Source organism: Christiangramia sediminis (genome assembly GCF_020552705.1).
Lineage (GTDB): Bacteria > Bacteroidota > Bacteroidia > Flavobacteriales > Flavobacteriaceae > Christiangramia > Christiangramia sediminis.
In genome coordinates this window covers 699,272-717,658 of record NZ_JAJBZG010000001.1, presented here as the reverse complement: position 1 = coordinate 717,658, position 18,387 = coordinate 699,272, and the positions used below count along the sequence as shown (strand labels likewise).

Genomic DNA, 18,387 nt, shown 5'->3' with positions numbered 1-18,387 from the left:
ATTTTAAGGATTTTGTTTTGGTGGATGCCCAGATAAACTTTTATAAAAGGGATTTCAAAAAGGCTAAGGATACATTACTAAAATATATTAATGATTTTGAGGGTACCAGTAAGGCGATCAAGCTTTATTATTTGGGCAAAATTGAAAAACATTTCGGAAATGAAAAGGCTGCCACTACGTATTTTAAAACCATTGATTCCATCGTTTCCTCAACAGAGGATCCTTTTGATGAAGTTAAGGATGTTTATCAGCAATTAATAATTAGTTCAATATTAGAAGATGATGAGAAGGAGCAGATAGATTATATAGAAAAACTAATTTATTATGATAGTGTTTTGTCCTCGGAGCATGAAAACATAGCAAATCAAGCTGTAGTAGCATATGATATCCCGGATTTAAAAAGGCAAAAACTTAAAGCTGAAAATCAGCTTCAAGCAAAAAATATATACGTGGCATTGATTGCAATTCTAGCCGGTCTTGCCATGCTTATGGGATTATATTTCTATATGCGATCCAGAAAAATGAATACCAGATTAAAACTACTTATGCAAGGATCGGAAATGGGGGAGGAAAAAACTAAGACCATTACTGAGCACCCCTCTTCTGTTCCAGAGGAAATCAGAAAGGATATTTTAGAAAAACTTGCTGTATTTGAAACATCAGAGGGCTTTATGAGCAAAGATTTAGATATGTATGGACTGGCACAACAAATAGGAACCAACACTACCTATTTATCCACTGTAATTAATCATTATAAGAAGATAAGCTTTCCTACTTATATCAAGGATTTAAAAATCAAAGCGGCAATAAATCAGTTGAGTAAAAATCCTGATTTATTAAAATATAATTATCAAGGTTTAGCGGAAGTTTTTGGTTTCAAAACAGGGGAATCATTTTCGAAAGCCTTTTATAAGAAAACAGGGGTATATCCATCTAAGTTTTTAAATGAACTTAAATCGCGCTAAACAACACGTCATTTATAAATGGACGGCTAAGCTTTTTGCAGTTTGTACCCAAATGTGATTATTTAGTACTGAAATTTATTATAAACCATTTTAATATTATAATCATGAAGAAAGAACTAAAAGATTTTAAAGGAAGAGCTCTTAAAAATTTAAAACAAATTAAAGGAGGTGGAGTAGCGGGCCCAATTGACAGAGATAAGATCAAAGTTCCTAAGGTTGGTAAACGAGATTAAATATTAATTCGTAAAAAAATTCCCGGATCAAAATATTGTTTCGGGAATTTTTTAAAGAACGAAAATATGAAAAACATTATCAGACTTTTTCAATTCTATTTTTTCTGGTTATTCCTTTCGGTTTCTTTTGCCCAGGAAGGAAAAGACAATCAATTGGTTTATCCCAAAATCTCTAAAGAACCTGCTATCGAAATACATTATGGAATTAAGATTATAGACGAGTATTCAAATTTAAATAAGCTTGAAGATAGCGTAGTGAAGGAATGGTTCAAAGCCCAGGATTCGCTAGCTGAATCATATTTTGCTGCCAATGATATAATGAAGAATTACCTGGAAAGGCTTAGAAAATTGCAAAATAATGCTGAATCTTCCGTGAGTATGATTAGGATTAATGAAGCAGGAAATTATTTTTATTTAAAATATGATGATAGTCTGGGATATGAAAAGTTGTTTTTTAGGGAGAACTTGGCTGACAATGAAAAAGAATTGTATAATCCTTTTCAGTACGGCGGAGAGAATTTATCAATTACCTATCTCAAACCCTCCTTTGACGGCAAAAAGATAGCAATAGGGTTTAATGAAAATGGTGGTTTTTCCAGTAAGGTTTTAATCTATGATCTTGAAAAGAAAAAGGTTTTAGAAGACGTAATTACTAAAATCAATCCAGATTTTGGAGGAATAGAATGGTTGCCGGACAGTTCCGGATTTATCTATTTATATTTTCCTGAAGTAGATAAAACCCAACCCGAATATAAGAAGAACTCCTTTTCTGTTATTCATAAATTAGGTAAGAATCCCGAAAGCAGGATACCGATTTTTCAGACAAATGAAGACTTACTAATTTCTGAAGATTTTTACCCTAAAGTAAAAATAGGATCGAGCCTGGATAAACATATAATTGGTTATGTAGCCAGTTCTGATGATTATTATGACAGCTACATAGCTACAATTTCAGATGTTTTACAAGGAAAACCAGATTGGAAACCATTTTTTAAAAAGGAAGACGCGATATTTTATGATCAGGGTGAGGTTCGTGGTGGAGATTTTATTTTTCGCCAAGGAAATTTAAAAGGAAATTTATTAGGAAAAGTAAGTATCAAAAATCCTGATTTCAATAACCCGATTATTTTAGCAGAAGGAAGTACTGATAACCCTATAATTAAATTTGAGGTAACTAAGAGCAATATCTATTATGCACGGTCCTTATATGGCTCGAATGTTTCTTTATACGTCCTCAACTCTTCAAATGAGATACAACAATTACAACCTCCTTTTGATCCCGGTTATGCTACCTTTTTTGGGGGATCTATAATGCACAATAACATTGGAGTGGGATTGGATGGTTGGACTACCGATTATACCCGTTATTTAATACACAAAGATGGAAGTTTTTCAAGAGAAGTTCTTTCACCTCTATTGACTTATCCAGAGTTTGAAAACATTATAACTGAGCAAATAATGATTACCTCCCATGATGGGGTAGAAGTTCCCTTATCGCTTGTTTATAAGCAAGGTATGGAGAGAAATTCAGCAAATGAGGTATTTATCTATGTCTATGGGGCCTACGGGGAAAGTATGAGTCCCTTTTTCTCTCCTATATTTTTAGATTGGGCTGAACAGGGGGGTGTTCTGGCTTTTCCTCATGTTAGAGGTGGTGGTGAAAAAGGGAAGGAATGGCACGAACAGGGAATGAAGAATCTTAAATATAATTCCTGGAAAGACCTTATCGCCTGTACCGAAGCTCTAATAAATTTAAATTTGACAGAAGCAGGATTAATTTCTCTTTATACCAGCAGTGCAGGAGGGATCACTGCCGGAATGGCTGTAAATGAACGTCCCGATCTCTTTTCTTCCTTTATAGCAGAAGTTCCACGTTTGAATCCTCTTGGTTTAGAATCTTCCAGTACCGCAAGCAGTACAAGTTACCTTGAGTACGGAACGGTTAAAGACAGTACAGAATTTACAGGTCTCCTAAAAATGGATCCATACTTAAACATACGGTCTCAAATGCTTTATCCGGCAGTTCTTGTCATGCCAAGCTATAACGATGACCGCATTCCATTATGGGATAGTGGTAAATATATTGCTAAACTGCAAAATAGCAATCATACAAACAATCCTGTTTTAATGGATATCAATTATCAAAATGGGCATGAATCCGTTGGTGATTATGATGAATCTGTCCAACTGTATAGTAAAATCTTCAGCTTCGCCAAATCCAATATGAAGCATTAGTTATTTCGTCCAGGTTAACAATATTTTTTCTTCTTTCTCTTTCCGATTGTTTATAAATGCAACGCATTCATTTATAAAGGCAGATTTCTAATATTATATAAAGTGGAAGAATTGCAGGATATTTAAGGTAGTATTCTTTAAATATTAATCTAATGGATTTTCTTATTACCGAGTATGAGCTAAAAAATAAGATCCACGAAATTGAGCAGACATTCCTAAATAAGAATACTGCATACTTCGAAGTAATTAACTACTGTCGTAAAGTATTAGAAATTTATCGGAAAGAGATTTATTTAAAAGACTTCCCGGATACTCCTTCAGAAATTCAGTTTTTTAGAGAACAGAAAACGATTCCTTTAACATATCAGATTTATTACGAAAACTTGCTATCTATTGAATTGGAAATTTCATCTATAGGCGAATCTTTACGGTCGAAATTTATCCGAAAAAAAATTCAAAAAATAAATAGTTTCCTTTCTGCGCATAAAAATTTTCTTCAGTATATCGCACTGGATCAAGAATACCTCGATGAGATCTATTTTACCCGAAAATATTTCAGTAAAGATCATATTGCAAATTATAATCAATATGAAAGAGATCCTTTATTTAGCTCCTCCCACGATTTGCTATTAAGTGAGCTGAATGCCCGGAATTTCTTGCTGGAATATTTGAACAAATTATCCCAGGATAAACAAACTTCTTCTATAGCTTTTGAAGAACCGGTAAAAATAAACTGGACTTCTTCTAAGGTTGCACTAACAGAACTGATCTATGCCCTACATTTAAGTGGCAGTGTAAATAATGGGAATAGCACCCTGAAAGAACTTATGGTAATATTTGAGACTTTAACAGGCTTAGATTTGGGAGACTACCCTCATACCTTTTCAAGGCTTAGGGGTCGCTCTGAACCTTTAAAATTTATCGACAAGATGAGAAATTCCATGCTTGAATATATGGAAGAACTCGATGCATGAACTGAACAACCAAGGTGAAGCCAAGTGGGTATTTTACTTGAATTATGGAATTACATTCCAGACTTTTAGGAATCTCTTTATTTTATATCTAATTATATCACTATTTCCCTGAAAAATAATTTTACCAAGTTGGTTATTACTTGGCTAAATCTTCAATTGGTATCTATCAATTTTGTAATGAAAATTAATTCCAATCCCACTGCTTTAAACTTTATAATCTGCGGTGGGATTGTTTAAAAACAAAATTATTATGCCAACATCAATTATTACTACAGATGATTTAATGGAGTTTAAAATGGAGCTCCTGGAAGAAATTCAGAAACTACTCGAAAAGGAATCTGGAAATATTTCTAAAAGATGGCTCAAATCCACCGAAGTCATAGAAATGCTTAAGATTAGCGCCGGAACTCTGAATGGTTTTAGAACTAAGGGTATACTACCGTATAGCAAGATTGGAGGGCTTATTTACTATGATTCAGCTATTATTCAAAAAATATTGGCAGATAATCTAATCCAAAATGAATAAGCCATGAATTATATAAAACACTTGAATGCGATATTTCAGAGATTCTCCAAGGATTCCAGCCTTAATGCCACTCATATCAGTGTATATATGGCTTTATTTCAATCCTGGAATATTCACCGTTTTAAAGAATTATTCTATATCCATAGAGATGAAATCATGGAAATGGCCAAAATTGGTTCCAATCCAACTTACCATCGATGTCTGAGAAAATTACACGATCAAAAATATATTCAATATCTGCCTTCTCATAATCCATATAAGGGGAGTAGAGTTAGGATGTTCATTTTTGATGCAAGCTCTAAACAAGTAGTAAACAAGCTTGAATCAACCTCAAAACAAGCATTAACTCCTTTAGTAAACTTAAATAAACAAAATAAAAACATTAATAAACTAGAGCTCCCGCAAAATGAAAATGAAGTTTTAATTTTTTTTAGAAATAAAAATTGGCCTGAACTGGAGGCGCGAAAATTCTACAATCACTACACTTCAATTGGATGGTTAGTAAGAGGGAAAATAACGATTACTAATTGGCACGCAACTGCTGAAAATTGGATGTTGAAAGTAAACGAATTCCAAAGTCAGTCATCAGTATTTCAAAATAGTGACAACCTAAAAACAACTAAATATAAGAATTATGCCGAACCCCTCTAGTATTTTGGAAGATGGAATTGAATATTCCCTTGGAAGGTTCGATGGTAAGAAGATAATCTACGATTTTCCAAAAATCCTTATCTATCTCGAAGCCAAAGGTAAAATGCTTTTTGGGCAGCATTTTAAAATATATGAAGAGGATAAAGAGGTTCTGTTTAAGCTATCTAACTATTTTATAAAAGATCAAGCAAACTGCGAAAAATTAGGAATAGATCCTGATAAAGGAATTTTGCTGACAGGCCCTGTAGGATGTGGAAAAACAAGCCTGATGAAACTTATGCGATTCATGGTGCCCCATCAAAGAAGTTATGTGGTGATGCCCTGTAGAAATGTAGTATTTGCCTTTAACCATCTTGGTTATAAAACTATTGAGGATTATGGGGATGATAGCTATTTCTGCTTTGATGATATGGGTATGGAGCCAGTAGGAAGATACTACGGGAGGGATTGCAACGTAATAGGTGAAATTATGGTGTCTCGTTATGAACTGTTTCTAGAAACAAATTTAAAAACTCATGGAACTACTAATCTAATTGCTAAGGAATTTGAAAATAAGTATGGCACAAGGGTAAGAAGCAGAATGAAAATCTTATTCAATCTAATCGCTTTTGATTTTAAAACAAAAGACAAAAGAAAATGAAAATAGCAACTTTTAATATTCAGAATTTATTTCATAGAGATAGAAGTTTATTGGATAAACCTTTTGATGATTGCTCAGCAGAATGGACTATAGAGATAGATCAATTAATGGCGAAAATCAAAAGAACGGATAAGGATAACCTACGTCTAAGAGAACTCTCATGTATGTTAGGAATAGATAATTCACTGCAATTACCCTATGCTGTTGTTAAAAGAAAATCGGGTTTTCTTTTTCTTAAAGGAATGAATTATTCAAAAGAATTAAAAGCAGGGGAACTTACCGACTGGAATGGGTGGATAGCCTTGCAAAATGTTCCCATAGAGCCTTTAGCAATTGAAAACAAAGCGAGGGTAATTGCAGATATAAATCCGGATATCCTCATTCTGCAGGAAATTGAAGATCGGGCTTCCTTGGAGGAATTTAATACGATTTTACTGCCTAAATTTAACTGTACTCCATTTAAGGATTCTTTTGTGGTGCAGGGAAATGATAAGAGAGGTCGGGAAATTGGGATTTTGACCAGGAAAGGGTTTGAAATTAGGTCTGTGAGAAGTCATATTTTTGACCAGGATATCTCAGGAAGAAACATTTTTAATAAAGACTTGTTAGAATATGATATCAGGACCAAAGCAGGAAATACAATTTTCATTCTTGCCGCTCATTTACAGGAAACCGGGATTGCTAATGATCTTTCAGAAATTTATAGAAGAAAACAGGCTGAACGAGCTGCAGAGATATACATGAATTTACTTGAGGAAGGCAAAAATTATATAGCCCTAGTTGGTACCCTCAATGCCGCATGTTTTAGTAATTCTATAATACCCCTTCTGCAGGAAACCAATTTAAGAGATGTTACCAGACACCATTCCTTTAAAGTGGACTATGATAAAGGGAAAGACGCTGGCTATTTTAGCCTGGGCGCTTACCAGAAAGGAGTGAATATTAAACAAAAGGATTATTTATTACTGTCCCCAGAACTTTTTACCAAAGTGATAAAATGTGGATTAAATAGGAGGGGAGTATGGCCTGAAAATCAGCCTATGTGGTCTATTTATCCCAGTATGCAAATAAAAAATCAGGCTGCCAGTGAGCATCCTGCGATTTGGGTGGAGATAGATGTATAAAAAAAATAAATCTAAAGATATTACCCTGAAATTCTCGAGAGACAAGAACTTGTTGGTTCCCTAGTTCTTAAAATTAGACTTTTTCGAGTAAACCATTACTTACGATGAATCGATGTTGGGCACAGTACTTACTTTTTCCAATTTTGTAATCTGTCCAGATATAAATAAGATTCTACAAATTTTCTATGTTCTGGACTTGTCATTATTTCAACTAAATTTAATGCTGAAATGTAACTAGCTAAATTTCCATTTGAAGATAGAAATTTTCCATCTTTAACATAAGTTACCAGGCTATCATTCTGAACTTTTAATTCCGGGTAATCCTTTTGTAATTGTTCTCCTCCTCCAATCCAGGTTACAATTTTGTGTCCGTTCGCAATTCCAGATTTACCTATTAATTGAGCACCTGCGCAATTACTAACAGTATATTTAGTTTCTTTATTTTTTTCTTTTATGAAATTTACAATCTTATCATTATGAACTTGTGCATACACATCATAAGCACTAGGAACAAAAAGGGCTTCTAATTTTGGCGTATTTTTAAATGTATAGTCTGGAATAATTCTAATTCCTTCTTCCGTTGTGATTGGATTTTTAGTCTCTGCAATCGTAATTACATTGAAAAGTTGTTTTCCGTCCTCAGATGGTTTTGCAAATACGTCTGATGCTGCTATTACCTCACTTTGTAAAACTCCATTATACATCAATAGACCTATGGTAGGTAAATCTTTTTTAAATGGCTTCAAGTGTTTGATCAGCGTATCACCTTTTTGTTCGGTTTTCGTGAATTCTGGATCTTCTACTTTTGTTTTTTCCGTATTACAACCAATTAATAACGATGTAAAAATTAAAGTAATTATTAATCTAATATTTCCCATTTTCAAACTTTCTTACAAAGATCGGTTTTTTCTGGTATTGTGCCCAAAACGGTCTCGATTATCGCAAGTTGGCGGAGTAAGGGACACGGAGTTGTCGGCTTAGTTGTTTTAATAATTGGTCTCTAAAATAACCATTTTCAGCAAACTACCCGTTATTTGCGATGAGCATCAATGAAAAAGCAGTAATCGGTTATCTTTAAAATTCACGATAAACATTAAAGATATGGAAACCCGAGTTACTGCCTTACCAAAGTTATTCATTGGGCTTGATATCCACAAGTCAAGCTGGAAGATTCACTGTAGTACTGATCTTTTTTCTGGTAAATCCTTCAGTATGGAGCCCCATTGTGAGATTCTTTATAAATATGTCCAGAAGCATTATCCGGATCACCAGGTTAGTATTGCCTACGAAGCAGGATGCTTTGGCTATGCTGCACACCGGGAGTTTGAATCTTACGGATGGCAGTCCCTGGTAGTAAATCCAGCAGATATCCATCGTAAGGGAAAAGAACAGTATACCAAGACCGATCGTATCGATGCCCAACTCATTAGTCGGGAACTCAAAGATGGGCGTCTGGATAGTATCGGAATTGTTGGGGAAGAACAGGAATGTTTTCGAAGCTTATTTAGAAGACGGTATAGTCTGAGCAAGGATCTTCGCCGGATCAAAAGTATGATCAAGATGCAACTCTTGTATTTTGGAGTAAAGCTTCCTGCAGAATTCGATAATAATCACTGGAGCCATGCCTTTCGCAATTGGCTGGAAGTTCAGGAATTCTCCCATGGGACGGCTAACGAGAGTCTGGCTAGTAAACTTCGAAGTTTTCGGTTTCTGGACCAGGAATTTCGTCATATTTCAAATCAGCTTCGGTCTTACGCGCGCAAGCACTATAAAAAGGATTATTATTTGCTAAAGAGTGTTCCTGGAATCGGTGGTATCGTGGCAGCTGGTATTCTAGCCGAATTAGGTGACCTGCGACGTTTCAATACCCTGAAGCATCTGGCTGGTTATGTTGGAATAGCACCTGGTATCTATCAGAGTGGGACTACTTCTCGAACCACCGGGATGACCCCCAGGGCTCAGCGTTTAATGCGATCCTATTTTGTAGAAGCCTCTTGGCAGGCTGTACGAACAGATCCTATCATGCAGGCCTATTACCGTAAGCATGTTGGAAAAGATAGTAAGAAGATCATTATTAAGGTGGCTCATAAGTTACTGAGTCGGACTTTAGCAGTTATAAAAACAGAAACTCCTTATGTGATAGGAGTGGTAGCATGAAAATAATATAAATGACCAAGCCCTAGACAAACTTATCCTGTATCACACAACAACGGTGGTGACCATAGTGGATCACATTTTTATGAGCAAGTGGACAGGATTATATAACCGGAATCATAGCGATGCAGGTGGCGTTTCAAAAACAAATGACCACAAATAGGAGCCCGGGCAGGTTATTAAGTATTGAATTATTGACAAGCAACTCGAGGAGTGAAAAGGCTTGTCAACCAATTCAACACTACAAAATCATCATCATAATGAGATAAGAGAAAATAAAATATTAAATTTGAGAGAAGCGATTATTGCTTTTCATAGGAGCTTGTTGTTATAATATTCAATTTTAAATATTGATCAGGAAAAATAAATTTGGAACTTTTTAAGAGTAAAGCACCTATTGCTAAATAGATGAAAGAATATCTTGTCTTAAATTTCCTTTTATTTTCTACTATTGATTTATCATTTTTCGAGTTGTTTTTATTAAAGAGAAATATACCGTAACATATGATTAAAAATCCAGAGATCAATTTTATCTCAGAAGGAATTATTTCTATTTGATTGTCACCAATACCCATTAATATGAATATGAATCCAGAGAAGATTATTGCATATGGATTTTTCATTTTTTACTTTAGAATTTACTTAACTCATACGGTTTATTAAAATCTTTGAAGCCAACAATATTAGAGAAGGAATTAATAAAATATATAAAACATCTTCAATACTAACATTAAAGATATCTGTTCCACGTAGGATTATATTTAGTATTACAAATAGAAATAATCCTGTGAAGTAAAGTACACTTAAAACATAAAGATATTTTAAAACTTTTATCATTTAGACTGATATCTTTAATTAATACTTCTCGTTTTTGAACTTTTATATTTATATAAATTTTTTTAATTATTCTTCAAAATACTCAAAACGAAACTCAAATCTGGTTTTTAATGATTTTCTTAGAACAATTTAGTCTTAAATATTTAATTTAAATTATTCATCTATTAGTTTCAGATAAATTTTTGCCAACGGTCCCGGCTATCGCAAGTTGCGGGAATTAGGATGCGGATTAGTCGGATTAATTGTTTAATAATTGGTTTCTAAAATAGCAATTTTCAGCAAACTACCCGTTATTTGCGATGAGCCGTTGTTGGCAACTGGCTTTTTATTTTTTCGCTTCTACATATTTTTTGAAATTCTCCAAAATTGCTTGCCATCCTGCTCTTTGTTGTTCATCTGAGTTTGTTCCTTCTGCATTAAAAGTTTCACTTAAAGTTACTTTATCTCCATTTTCCACAAAATCAATTCTTACCAATCTACCATCAGACATTTTATAAGTGATTAATTCTTTTTCAATCACTTTTTCATATTCTCCAGTAAAATCGAATCCGGCACTTCCATCTTTTGCTTCCATTCTCCAGGAAAACTTACCATTTGGTTTTAAGTCATTTTCGGCATTTGGGCAGCACCATTCGTCATTTGCAAAATTCCACTTAGTTATGTGCTCCGAATTTGTCCAGCTATTCCAAACTTTATTAATGTCTGCTCTAATAATTGTTTTAACTGTTATTGTTCCGGGATTTTTATTTTTCATCTTGTTAGTTTTAATATCCAATCCGTGATTATAATTGATTGCTAACTTAATTTAAATTTCAATTATGTATGAGGTAATGGCTTTCACTTTTGCACCTTTTGCTCCACTAAAATCGTAAAAGTCTGAAAATGCATATTTTTTATCGTTTGATATTTTCATAATTCCACTTACAGCACCTTCTTTTCCGTGAGTTAAAATTCGGTTGATAATTAGTTCGGATGCCTTTTGTGATTTCATTTTTTCTAGTTCCTCAGCAAAATTTTCTTTTCCTTCAATTTTTCTGTCTCCGATGATATCCCAAATAATTTTGTCGGATACACTCGCGATTAGAAAATCAGAATCACCTTTTGCAAAAGCAATATTTATTTCTTTTAGAAATTGTTTTTTTGGAGAATTTCCACAATCCGGACCAATATTTATTTTAATCATTTGAGCAGAATTTTCATTAAAAGCTTGTTGCCAACTCGTTATATGCGGAGCAATATACACTTTTATTCGAGTATGTTCCGGGATAAACGCAAGTCTACTTTATTTATAGAGTTTAATATTCCCAAACATAAAACTACAAAATTACTTGTATCTCTTAAATAATCTGCCTCATCCGAATTACTCAAAAAACCTAATTCTATCAATACAGATGAGGAAATATCAGTTGTTTCCCGAAGAACCTGGAAATCTGAAAATTTTACTCCTCGGCTCTTTATACCAGTCCTTTGAGCGATTGATTTTTCAATTTGGTATGCTAAGTAGATAGATTCGTTTTGATTAATGCCAATTTTCCGTGAAACATAAACTTCAATTCCTCTCGAACCCGGAACAGGGGAGTGGTTGCAATGCAGGGAAATAAATAGATCTGCATTCAGCGATCTGGCAATTTTAGATCTGTCGCTTAGAGAAATTAAAGTATCTGAATAGCGCGTAAGATAAATTTCAAATTTATTCTGGAAGACTTCCTGATTTAGCTTTTGCATATGCAGCGCTAATTTCAGCACGACCTCTTTTTCCTGGATCCCATTCACTCCTATAGCTCCGGAATCCCTGCCTCCATGTCCGGGATCAACAACAATAATTATTTTCTCACTGCTTTTTAATTGCGCAGAAATATACTGGGGCGTTAGGATTATTCCTGCCATGAAAAAGATCCCGAAGATTGATTTTATGAGCTTCATAATTTCTTATTTGATTATTCAAAACTCAGTCAATCAAAAGTTTTAATGAGAATATCTCAAAGTTTAACATCAACTCAAGTTAAAATTTGAACATTTAAAATGAGCCCTCCAGTTTCATAATAGATTCAATAAAAATCCATTCATCAAGTAGTCATCAACGACCTGTTTTAATAAACAGTCAAAAAACGAAACATCATGAAAAGATCTATTTACACCACGCTTTTTTTGTCCCTTTTTACTATTCCTCTTTTCGCACAAATAGGCGGAATAGAAAATTCTGTCGCAGACATTTCCGACACTATTAGAACCATTTTTCCAATCATTCTCGGAGTGATCTTTCTGGTGGGATTTCTTTTCAATGCGGGTCATTTTTTTGGTGAAAATGCCGATTTGAAAAAGGGAATTACCCGTGTATTGGTTTTTGTACTCATCGCCGGAGCAGTAGTAGGAATTTTTACTTACCTCATAAGCATCGTTGTATAATGAAACAGTTTGAGGTATATAGAAATATTAGAAAAAGAGCCATGATTTGGGGACTTCCCATCACCATGTTCGCATTGATGATGATCTCTATCGTAGGTTCCCTTATGGTAATTATTTTCTCCTTCAGTTTGACCGTAATCGTTGGAGTCTGTATTAGTAATACCGTCCTCTATATAGTCCTGACCAGAATCTCCAACAATCCCAGGCTCTTTCAATTCTCAAGTGTCTTTCCAGGTATTATCAGCAATAAGAAATTAAGTCTTTTGAATTATGAAGAAAATTAACCTCGCATCCTATTCGCCGATCTCAGATATTCAGGAGAATTTGGTTTTTGCCAGTAATGGGAATCTGATTCTTTGCTACCAAGTTATGCTTCCAGAAATCTATTCATTATCAGAAAAGGATTTTGATGAACTGCACAGTACTTTTTTTCAAGCGTTTAAGTCACTACCTGCATCCTGTGTTATTCACAAACAGGATGTTTATTTGAAACAGAAGTATTCTTCAGAAGAGCTGCCTGATAAAACTTTTTTGGAAAAGGCTACACACGATCATTTTAAAGGGCGGGAGTATATAGATCACCAAAGCTATTTGTTTTTCGTACTGACAAAAAACAAAACTTTGAACAATGCGAAATATAAAAATCCTTTCAGAAATGTTTTAAAAGCGATTCCTGAGACACTAGAGGAGAATATCCAGGAATTTGTAAGTACGGTTTCAGATTCGGTTTCATACATCAATAATAGCCGTAAAATCAGTTTAGTTCCGCTTAACGCAGATAAAATCAAAAGCTTTAGTGAATCCTATTTCAATGGTTTCAATGAAGCTTGTGACACAGATATATTGCTTGATAAATCAGGCATCCATATTGGCGATAATTATTTCGATTTATTATCCATAAACAGTGAATTGTGTTTCGGGGAAAGTGTTCAAAGCAGCAAAAGAAACGAGCATTTCACCTCGGATGATTTCATTTTTCACCAGGGCTTTATTGACGGCTTAGGCCTGACCTTAAATGAAAACCATATTGTAAACCAGATCATTTATCTGGACGATAAACAAAAATGGAGAAAGCTGCTGGACAAAAAAATAGAAGAGCTCAGCAAAAGTTCCAATTTCGGATCACAGAATAAAGTGGTTCTTCAGAAAATTCAGCATATACAGGATCAGATAAATAATGATGATAGTTCCAGGATTATCCGGGGGCATTTGAATATCATTTATTGGACCGATGATGCCAGCAAGTTGCAGAGGATAACTTCCAGGATAAAGTCTGAATTTAAAGAACTGGATATCATACCGTATTATCCGGGTGGTGAAGAACGTAAGAACTATTTCCTGAACAGCTATTTCTGCTTTTCCTCCAATTTTTCAAATGAAGATTTATATGTCACCGATTTAAAGCATGCCTTGTGTATGCTAATAAATAATACAAATTATAAATCAGATTCAACCGGAATTATTTTTAATGACAGGGAATATAATATCCCGGTTTTTAAGGATGTATGGGATGCGAAAAAAAAGCGGATCAAGGCGAGAAATTTTGCAATTTTTGCCCCTACGGGAGAAGGCAAATCCTTTCTGGCCAATAATATTCTCCGTCAGTATTTTGAAAGCGGGGTACGTCTGGTGATCATTGATCTTGGAGGCTCTTATGCCAAATTTGCCAAATTATACCCTGGCAGTTATGCTATTCTACGCTATAAAAAGGGAACAAATTTAGGTATCAATCCCTTTTATATAAATGATCTGAAAGATCTGACTCCTCAGCGTCTGGAAGATCTGGCAGATTTCCTTTTTGAACTGTTCGCTTCCGGTTTGAAAGTAACTAAGGCGCAATCTGTTTCCACTAAAAAGATCTTACTCCATTATTATCAGAATGTTCCTATCCCACATTCATTAGGCAGTTTTTATCGCTTTATAGAAGAGAATCAAAATGATCTACATGTTCAATTAAAAGTTCATCCGGATTATTTCAATATAACCGACTTCCTCCACATCATGTCTGAGTATGTTGGAAATGGAATTTATAGTTTCCTGTTTAAAGAAGGATTAGATCTAACCTATAAAATTGAAGATAAAAGACTTATCGTCTTTGAATTGGATGAAGTCAAGGATAACAAGGAGATCCTTTCTGTAATGCTGAAATTAATTAAATCTGCTATACAAAGGACAATTTGGAGAAACCGTGCTGAAAAGGGAATTATCCTTTTTGATGAATTTGCTAAACAACTAAAATTCGAAAATGTCCTGGAAAGCGTGGAATTTTATTACCAGGCTATCCGTAAACAGAATGGGGCAATAGGGATCATACTTCAATCCATCAATCAGCTTCCCAATAATTCCACTTCAGCAAGTATTTTGGAGAACACACAGGTCATTTATAGCCTCCAAAATGAAAAGGGATATGACGAGTTGAAAAAGCGTCTGAACCTTTCCATGCATGATTTAAATCAGCTGAAATCTATTAAAAACAACTTTGTCGGCCCCAGGATCTACACTGAAATATTTATAAAAATCGGTAAGGAGAGCAATATTTTCCGCCTGGAAGTACCGAAAGAAGCATATGCAGCCTATCTGACAGATGGATGGGAGAATGAAGAGATCATGAGGCTTTATGAAAAACATTCTAATATGGAAAAAGCAATAACTGAATTCACATCAAAAAACTAAAACTATGAATCATCAAACTAAAATTGCAATGCTGGCAATAATAATTGCTTTAATAATGCCCGCGCGGGCTGCGAGCCAGGGAATGCCTGTTTATGACAACACCAATTTTATAAGCCTTGCAAAATCGCTTATAGAATCGGCCAAACAAACCTCACAGTTACTGAAAACTGTCAATTTCCTGAAGCAACAAAAGGAGAATCTGGAGAAGGTAAATAGTGTTGTAAAACAGTTGAAAGCGGTCCAGGAGATTGCAGAGAATAATCAACGGCTTTTTGATATAGTTCGGGATGATCTCAGGGAGATTTTGAATTCACCGTATATCAAACCGGAGGAAGTGAACCGTATTTCAGATTCCTTTAATTCCATTATTGAAAACTCATTGGAAGACCTGGATTTTATAGACCAGATACTCTCCAGCGATTATTTAAAAATGACCGATGCTGAAAGAGCGGCCATCCTTAAAGAAAAGGAAATGAATTCTAAAGAAATGGTGGCCGAGATCAACCAGAAGACCCAGCGCTATCGCGATATCATTTCCTTTCGGGAAATGCAGGATAAAATCAACAACAGGGAAACTGACTATTAAAAGGCTATGGGAGTTTTTTTAGGAATAGGGCTGGAATATGTGGATGCTGTTTTTCAGACGATCAAAAGCAGTGATTTTTCGCAATACACCATAGCCGGGATGAAAAGTCTCGGGGTGATGTTTTTCCTGGTAAATATTTTAAAAAAATACAATGAAGGAATTGCAGACAGGGATGGGTATACCTGGGGATTGAGCCCTGGAGAACTCGCTAAAAATTTTGTAATCGTTTTACTGGTCATATTTTCAACGCAGGTGCTGGGTGTCTTCGACGGTATTTTGGTGGCAATTGAATCTAATTATCGCGATACAGCACCTGCGCTTATACCACTTCAGCTACAGGATATTGATATCGAACAGGATGTAGGTGCTATAGAAGCTGCAAAAAAGGCGATGGCTTTATTATATGAAGCTCTGGTAACTCCGCTTTACCCGGTCAAAGTGATCTCATTTATAATCGGATTGTTTTTATGGGTTTTAGATCTTTTTATTTATCCGTTGTTTCTGGCGGAACGCTATTTTCTACTTGGCATCATGCAGGCTTTTTTCCCTTTAGTTATCAGCCTGGCCGTTTTTGAGAAATTCCGAAGTATGGCCTATAATTTTTTCAGGATGTATGCCGCGGTTTATATGCTCGTTCCTGCCTTTTTCCTGGTAAACATATTTGTAAATGAGCTTTATGCGGAAATCAACATCAATTTCTGGTCGAACTTACTAGGATCATCAACCGATAATGGAATTATAAAAATCATTGTAGAAGCCGGGTCTATAGCCTTTATCGTATTTCTGAAATTCAAACTCTATACCCGTGCCACATCATTCACCTTTAAACTCTTTACCGCCTAATGAAAACAGCTTATCACAATATTTTCAGTGTTTTAAAAATCAACCGCCTTATAGTAATTACGGTGGTATGCGGAGCAGTTGTTATCAGCCTGTTTTCTGGCTGGCTGGTATATGATATGCACCGGGAAGCTCTTAATAATGCATTTGCAGTAAGTACAGATGGAGCTGTGATTCCGCTAAAGTGGGTAAGCCAAAAGGAAAATCTTAAGGTTGAAGCCTTGGCACATCTGGAATTATTTCACCGAAATTTTTATGATATCGATGCCAGTAATTACGAAAAGAATCTCGAGAAAGCCCTCTGGTTGGGGAATAGTTCGGTGGACAATGTGTACCGACAGAAGAAAGCCGATGGAGTTTATAATCGCTTACTTCAATATTCCCTCGTACAAAATGTGTTGAGCATAAACTCTGAACTTGACCTGGAACAGGAGCCGTTCCAATTTAAAACCACTACCATTTTTGAAATTAATCGGGGAAGTATTGTAGATACCTATGAACTGGTCTCTACCGGTAATCTGATTCAGGTGGATCGCAATTTCCCGAATAATACCCACGGAATTTTAATCACCAATTATTTTGAAAACAGTTTAAAAAAGATCGAATATGAAAATAGAAAAGAATAAAGTCGTCTTCGGGAGTATACTGGCATTTGTAATCATTTTTATCGTTTCCTATTCCGTTTTGGTTTTGGGTGATGATTCTGAAGAATTTGAACAACTAAAACAAACCAACGTACCGGAACTGGAAGAAGAGCAGGAGCAGTACAAATCAAAACTCGATGCCATTAATGCATTGAAGGAGGTCAGGGAAACCAATGCTCCCAGTATTTATGATGAAAGACTGATCGATTCCCTGGGCTTTTATGATCCGGATCTTCAAAGCAAGGAAAAGGAGCGGATCGTTGATAGTATCTATAAATCTGGTAGGATCGATTATAACGAGAACAGCTTTCGACGAGCAAGCACTGAGTTAAGAAAACCTGAAGTTCAATTAGCCGATTCCATTATTCCAGAGATAAAGGAAAGTCTGGAAACTAAAAAAATTGGGCTGAAACATCAGTTATTCTTCTCTACACAACCTTTGAAAAATAAAACGGAGGTAGCTTCAATCAATACAGATCCATATATCTACGTAGAAGTAGATGGCGAACAGGTGGTTAAAACTAATTCCAGACTGCGTATGCGCCTGATAGAAAATGCAGTGATAAATGCTAAATCTGTTCAGAAAAACACCCTTATCTATGGGTTTATCAGTTTTAAGCCAAATAGGGCGTTAATTGAAATTGAAAACATCCAACATCAACCAGTGAAATTAAAAGCTTTCGACCTGCAGGATGGCAGTGAAGGAATCTATGTTGAAAATAGTTTCCGCAATGATGCCACCAGGGAAGTCATAAGTGATGTGGTGGAAGATATCAATGTAACCGGAGTTCCGCAGATTTCGGGAATTAAAAAAATATTCCAAAGAGATAACAAAAATATTAAAGTCACTATCACCAATAACTATAAACTCATTTTAAAGACTCATTAACACACTTCAA

21 protein-coding genes are annotated in these 18,387 nt (G+C 35.1%); 16 read left to right on the top strand and 5 right to left on the bottom strand.

The genetic code is table 11. The features are described 5' to 3' along the window. The first annotated feature begins 20 nt into the window (after window positions 1-20). The 8 genes from LGQ90_RS03430 to LGQ90_RS03400 all read left to right on the top strand — a co-directional run bounded on the left by LGQ90_RS03430 (window position 21) and on the right by LGQ90_RS03400 (window position 7,348). Entirely contained in the window at window positions 21-965 is a 945-nt protein-coding gene (locus LGQ90_RS03430; protein WP_229338537.1) for a helix-turn-helix domain-containing protein, read from the top strand. Window positions 966-1,069: 104 nt separating this feature from the next. Further along, window positions 1,070-1,198 (top strand): hypothetical protein, encoded by a 129-nt coding sequence (locus LGQ90_RS15035; RefSeq protein ID WP_262904325.1) that lies wholly within the window; start codon window positions 1,070-1,072, stop codon window positions 1,196-1,198. 66 nt (window positions 1,199-1,264) lie between these two features. Then, a complete protein-coding gene (locus LGQ90_RS03425; protein ID WP_229338126.1) occupies window positions 1,265-3,433 on the top strand; it encodes a prolyl oligopeptidase family serine peptidase in 2,169 nt (722 codons plus the stop codon). A gap of 152 nt (window positions 3,434-3,585) precedes the next feature. After that, the gene (locus tag LGQ90_RS03420; RefSeq protein ID WP_229338124.1) at window positions 3,586-4,407 is read left to right on the top strand and encodes an RteC domain-containing protein; all 822 of its coding nucleotides are present in this window, start codon (window positions 3,586-3,588) and stop codon (window positions 4,405-4,407) included. Window positions 4,408-4,657: 250 nt separating this feature from the next. Beyond that, on the top strand, window positions 4,658-4,933 hold the full coding sequence (locus tag LGQ90_RS03415) for a helix-turn-helix domain-containing protein (RefSeq protein ID WP_229338122.1): 276 nt from the start codon (window positions 4,658-4,660) through the stop codon (window positions 4,931-4,933). A 3-nt stretch (window positions 4,934-4,936) separates the two neighbouring features. After that, window positions 4,937-5,584: a hypothetical protein gene (locus LGQ90_RS03410; RefSeq protein ID WP_229338120.1), complete on the top strand. Its 648-nt coding sequence runs from the start codon at window positions 4,937-4,939 to the stop codon at window positions 5,582-5,584. Next, window positions 5,568-6,224 (top strand): ATPase, encoded by a 657-nt coding sequence (locus LGQ90_RS03405; RefSeq protein WP_229338118.1) that lies wholly within the window; start codon window positions 5,568-5,570, stop codon window positions 6,222-6,224. Before LGQ90_RS03410 ends, LGQ90_RS03405 begins: the two co-directional genes overlap by 17 nt. Then, a complete protein-coding gene (locus LGQ90_RS03400; RefSeq protein WP_229338116.1) occupies window positions 6,221-7,348 on the top strand; it encodes an endonuclease/exonuclease/phosphatase family protein in 1,128 nt (375 codons plus the stop codon). The genes LGQ90_RS03405 and LGQ90_RS03400 overlap by 4 nt, the downstream gene beginning before the upstream one ends. Before the next feature lie 128 nt (window positions 7,349-7,476). On the opposite strand, the gene LGQ90_RS03395 is transcribed toward LGQ90_RS03400, so the two are convergent. Next, window positions 7,477-8,226: a DJ-1/PfpI family protein gene (locus LGQ90_RS03395; RefSeq protein WP_229338114.1), complete on the bottom strand. Its 750-nt coding sequence runs from the start codon at window positions 8,224-8,226 to the stop codon at window positions 7,477-7,479. Between the two features lie 223 nt (window positions 8,227-8,449). On the opposite strand from LGQ90_RS03395, the gene LGQ90_RS03390 reads away from it, so the two are divergent. Next, on the top strand, window positions 8,450-9,505 hold the full coding sequence (locus LGQ90_RS03390) for an IS110 family RNA-guided transposase (protein WP_229338112.1): 1,056 nt from the start codon (window positions 8,450-8,452) through the stop codon (window positions 9,503-9,505). A gap of 299 nt (window positions 9,506-9,804) precedes the next feature. Here LGQ90_RS03390 and LGQ90_RS03385 read toward each other — a convergent pair whose 3' ends face one another. The 4 genes from LGQ90_RS03385 to LGQ90_RS03370 all read right to left on the bottom strand — a co-directional run bounded on the left by LGQ90_RS03385 (window position 9,805) and on the right by LGQ90_RS03370 (window position 12,262). Next, window positions 9,805-10,125 (bottom strand): hypothetical protein, encoded by a 321-nt coding sequence (locus tag LGQ90_RS03385; protein ID WP_229338110.1) that lies wholly within the window; start codon window positions 10,123-10,125, stop codon window positions 9,805-9,807. Between the two features lie 539 nt (window positions 10,126-10,664). Beyond that, complete coding sequence (locus tag LGQ90_RS03380; protein WP_229338108.1) at window positions 10,665-11,093, bottom strand: SRPBCC family protein; 429 nt, start codon at window positions 11,091-11,093, stop codon at window positions 10,665-10,667. 51 nt (window positions 11,094-11,144) lie between these two features. Then, window positions 11,145-11,522, bottom strand: coding sequence for a nuclear transport factor 2-like protein (locus tag LGQ90_RS03375; protein WP_229338106.1), 378 nt, complete (start codon window positions 11,520-11,522; stop codon window positions 11,145-11,147). Between the two features lie 62 nt (window positions 11,523-11,584). Beyond that, a complete protein-coding gene (locus LGQ90_RS03370; protein WP_229338104.1) occupies window positions 11,585-12,262 on the bottom strand; it encodes an N-acetylmuramoyl-L-alanine amidase family protein in 678 nt (225 codons plus the stop codon). A gap of 195 nt (window positions 12,263-12,457) precedes the next feature. Between LGQ90_RS03370 and LGQ90_RS03365 the strand changes: the two genes are divergently transcribed. From LGQ90_RS03365 to traM, 7 genes are read left to right on the top strand one after another with little or no spacing between them, the layout of a single operon-like run. Further along, window positions 12,458-12,745: a hypothetical protein gene (locus tag LGQ90_RS03365; RefSeq protein ID WP_229338102.1), complete on the top strand. Its 288-nt coding sequence runs from the start codon at window positions 12,458-12,460 to the stop codon at window positions 12,743-12,745. After that, window positions 12,745-13,029, top strand: coding sequence for a hypothetical protein (locus LGQ90_RS03360; protein ID WP_229338100.1), 285 nt, complete (start codon window positions 12,745-12,747; stop codon window positions 13,027-13,029). The genes LGQ90_RS03365 and LGQ90_RS03360 overlap by 1 nt, the downstream gene beginning before the upstream one ends. Then, the gene (locus LGQ90_RS03355; protein ID WP_229338098.1) at window positions 13,016-15,418 is read left to right on the top strand and encodes a TraG family conjugative transposon ATPase; all 2,403 of its coding nucleotides are present in this window, start codon (window positions 13,016-13,018) and stop codon (window positions 15,416-15,418) included. The genes LGQ90_RS03360 and LGQ90_RS03355 overlap by 14 nt, the downstream gene beginning before the upstream one ends. A gap of 28 nt (window positions 15,419-15,446) precedes the next feature. After that, a complete protein-coding gene (locus tag LGQ90_RS03350) occupies window positions 15,447-16,004 on the top strand; it encodes a conjugal transfer protein (protein WP_479875913.1) in 558 nt (185 codons plus the stop codon). A gap of 6 nt (window positions 16,005-16,010) precedes the next feature. Next, a complete protein-coding gene (locus LGQ90_RS03345; protein ID WP_229338094.1) occupies window positions 16,011-16,847 on the top strand; it encodes a hypothetical protein in 837 nt (278 codons plus the stop codon). Further along, window positions 16,847-17,470 carry a conjugal transfer protein TraK gene (locus LGQ90_RS03340; protein ID WP_229338091.1) on the top strand — a complete coding sequence of 208 codons (624 nt, stop codon included), beginning with the start codon at window positions 16,847-16,849 and terminating at the stop codon, window positions 17,468-17,470. Before LGQ90_RS03345 ends, LGQ90_RS03340 begins: the two co-directional genes overlap by 1 nt. Further along, complete coding sequence (gene traM / locus LGQ90_RS03335; RefSeq protein WP_229338089.1) at window positions 17,451-18,377, top strand: conjugative transposon protein TraM; 927 nt, start codon at window positions 17,451-17,453, stop codon at window positions 18,375-18,377. Before LGQ90_RS03340 ends, traM begins: the two co-directional genes overlap by 20 nt. Window positions 18,378-18,387 lie beyond the last annotated feature (10 nt).

What these genes read in the sequence shown, in the direction of transcription:
- LGQ90_RS15035 (WP_262904325.1), top strand. Translation starts at nt 1,070, where the DNA reads ATGAAGAAAGAACTAAAAGATTTTAAAGGAAGAGCTCTTAAAAATTTA.
- LGQ90_RS03425 (WP_229338126.1), top strand. Translation starts at nt 1,265, where the DNA reads ATGAAAAACATTATCAGACTTTTTCAATTCTATTTTTTCTGGTTATTC.
- LGQ90_RS03420 (WP_229338124.1), top strand. Translation starts at nt 3,586, where the DNA reads ATGGATTTTCTTATTACCGAGTATGAGCTAAAAAATAAGATCCACGAA.
- LGQ90_RS03415 (WP_229338122.1), top strand. Translation starts at nt 4,658, where the DNA reads ATGCCAACATCAATTATTACTACAGATGATTTAATGGAGTTTAAAATG.
- LGQ90_RS03410 (WP_229338120.1), top strand. Translation starts at nt 4,937, where the DNA reads ATGAATTATATAAAACACTTGAATGCGATATTTCAGAGATTCTCCAAG.
- LGQ90_RS03405 (WP_229338118.1), top strand. Translation starts at nt 5,568, where the DNA reads ATGCCGAACCCCTCTAGTATTTTGGAAGATGGAATTGAATATTCCCTT.
- LGQ90_RS03400 (WP_229338116.1), top strand. Translation starts at nt 6,221, where the DNA reads ATGAAAATAGCAACTTTTAATATTCAGAATTTATTTCATAGAGATAGA.
- LGQ90_RS03395 (WP_229338114.1), bottom strand. Translation starts at nt 8,226, where the DNA reads ATGGGAAATATTAGATTAATAATTACTTTAATTTTTACATCGTTATTA.
- LGQ90_RS03390 (WP_229338112.1), top strand. Translation starts at nt 8,450, where the DNA reads ATGGAAACCCGAGTTACTGCCTTACCAAAGTTATTCATTGGGCTTGAT.
- LGQ90_RS03385 (WP_229338110.1), bottom strand. Translation starts at nt 10,125, where the DNA reads ATGAAAAATCCATATGCAATAATCTTCTCTGGATTCATATTCATATTA.
- LGQ90_RS03380 (WP_229338108.1), bottom strand. Translation starts at nt 11,093, where the DNA reads ATGAAAAATAAAAATCCCGGAACAATAACAGTTAAAACAATTATTAGA.
- LGQ90_RS03375 (WP_229338106.1), bottom strand. Translation starts at nt 11,522, where the DNA reads ATGATTAAAATAAATATTGGTCCGGATTGTGGAAATTCTCCAAAAAAA.
- LGQ90_RS03370 (WP_229338104.1), bottom strand. Translation starts at nt 12,262, where the DNA reads ATGAAGCTCATAAAATCAATCTTCGGGATCTTTTTCATGGCAGGAATA.
- LGQ90_RS03365 (WP_229338102.1), top strand. Translation starts at nt 12,458, where the DNA reads ATGAAAAGATCTATTTACACCACGCTTTTTTTGTCCCTTTTTACTATT.
- LGQ90_RS03360 (WP_229338100.1), top strand. Translation starts at nt 12,745, where the DNA reads ATGAAACAGTTTGAGGTATATAGAAATATTAGAAAAAGAGCCATGATT.
- LGQ90_RS03355 (WP_229338098.1), top strand. Translation starts at nt 13,016, where the DNA reads ATGAAGAAAATTAACCTCGCATCCTATTCGCCGATCTCAGATATTCAG.
- LGQ90_RS03350 (WP_479875913.1), top strand. Translation starts at nt 15,447, where the DNA reads ATGCTGGCAATAATAATTGCTTTAATAATGCCCGCGCGGGCTGCGAGC.
- LGQ90_RS03345 (WP_229338094.1), top strand. Translation starts at nt 16,011, where the DNA reads ATGGGAGTTTTTTTAGGAATAGGGCTGGAATATGTGGATGCTGTTTTT.
- LGQ90_RS03340 (WP_229338091.1), top strand. Translation starts at nt 16,847, where the DNA reads ATGAAAACAGCTTATCACAATATTTTCAGTGTTTTAAAAATCAACCGC.
- traM (WP_229338089.1), top strand. Translation starts at nt 17,451, where the DNA reads ATGAAAATAGAAAAGAATAAAGTCGTCTTCGGGAGTATACTGGCATTT.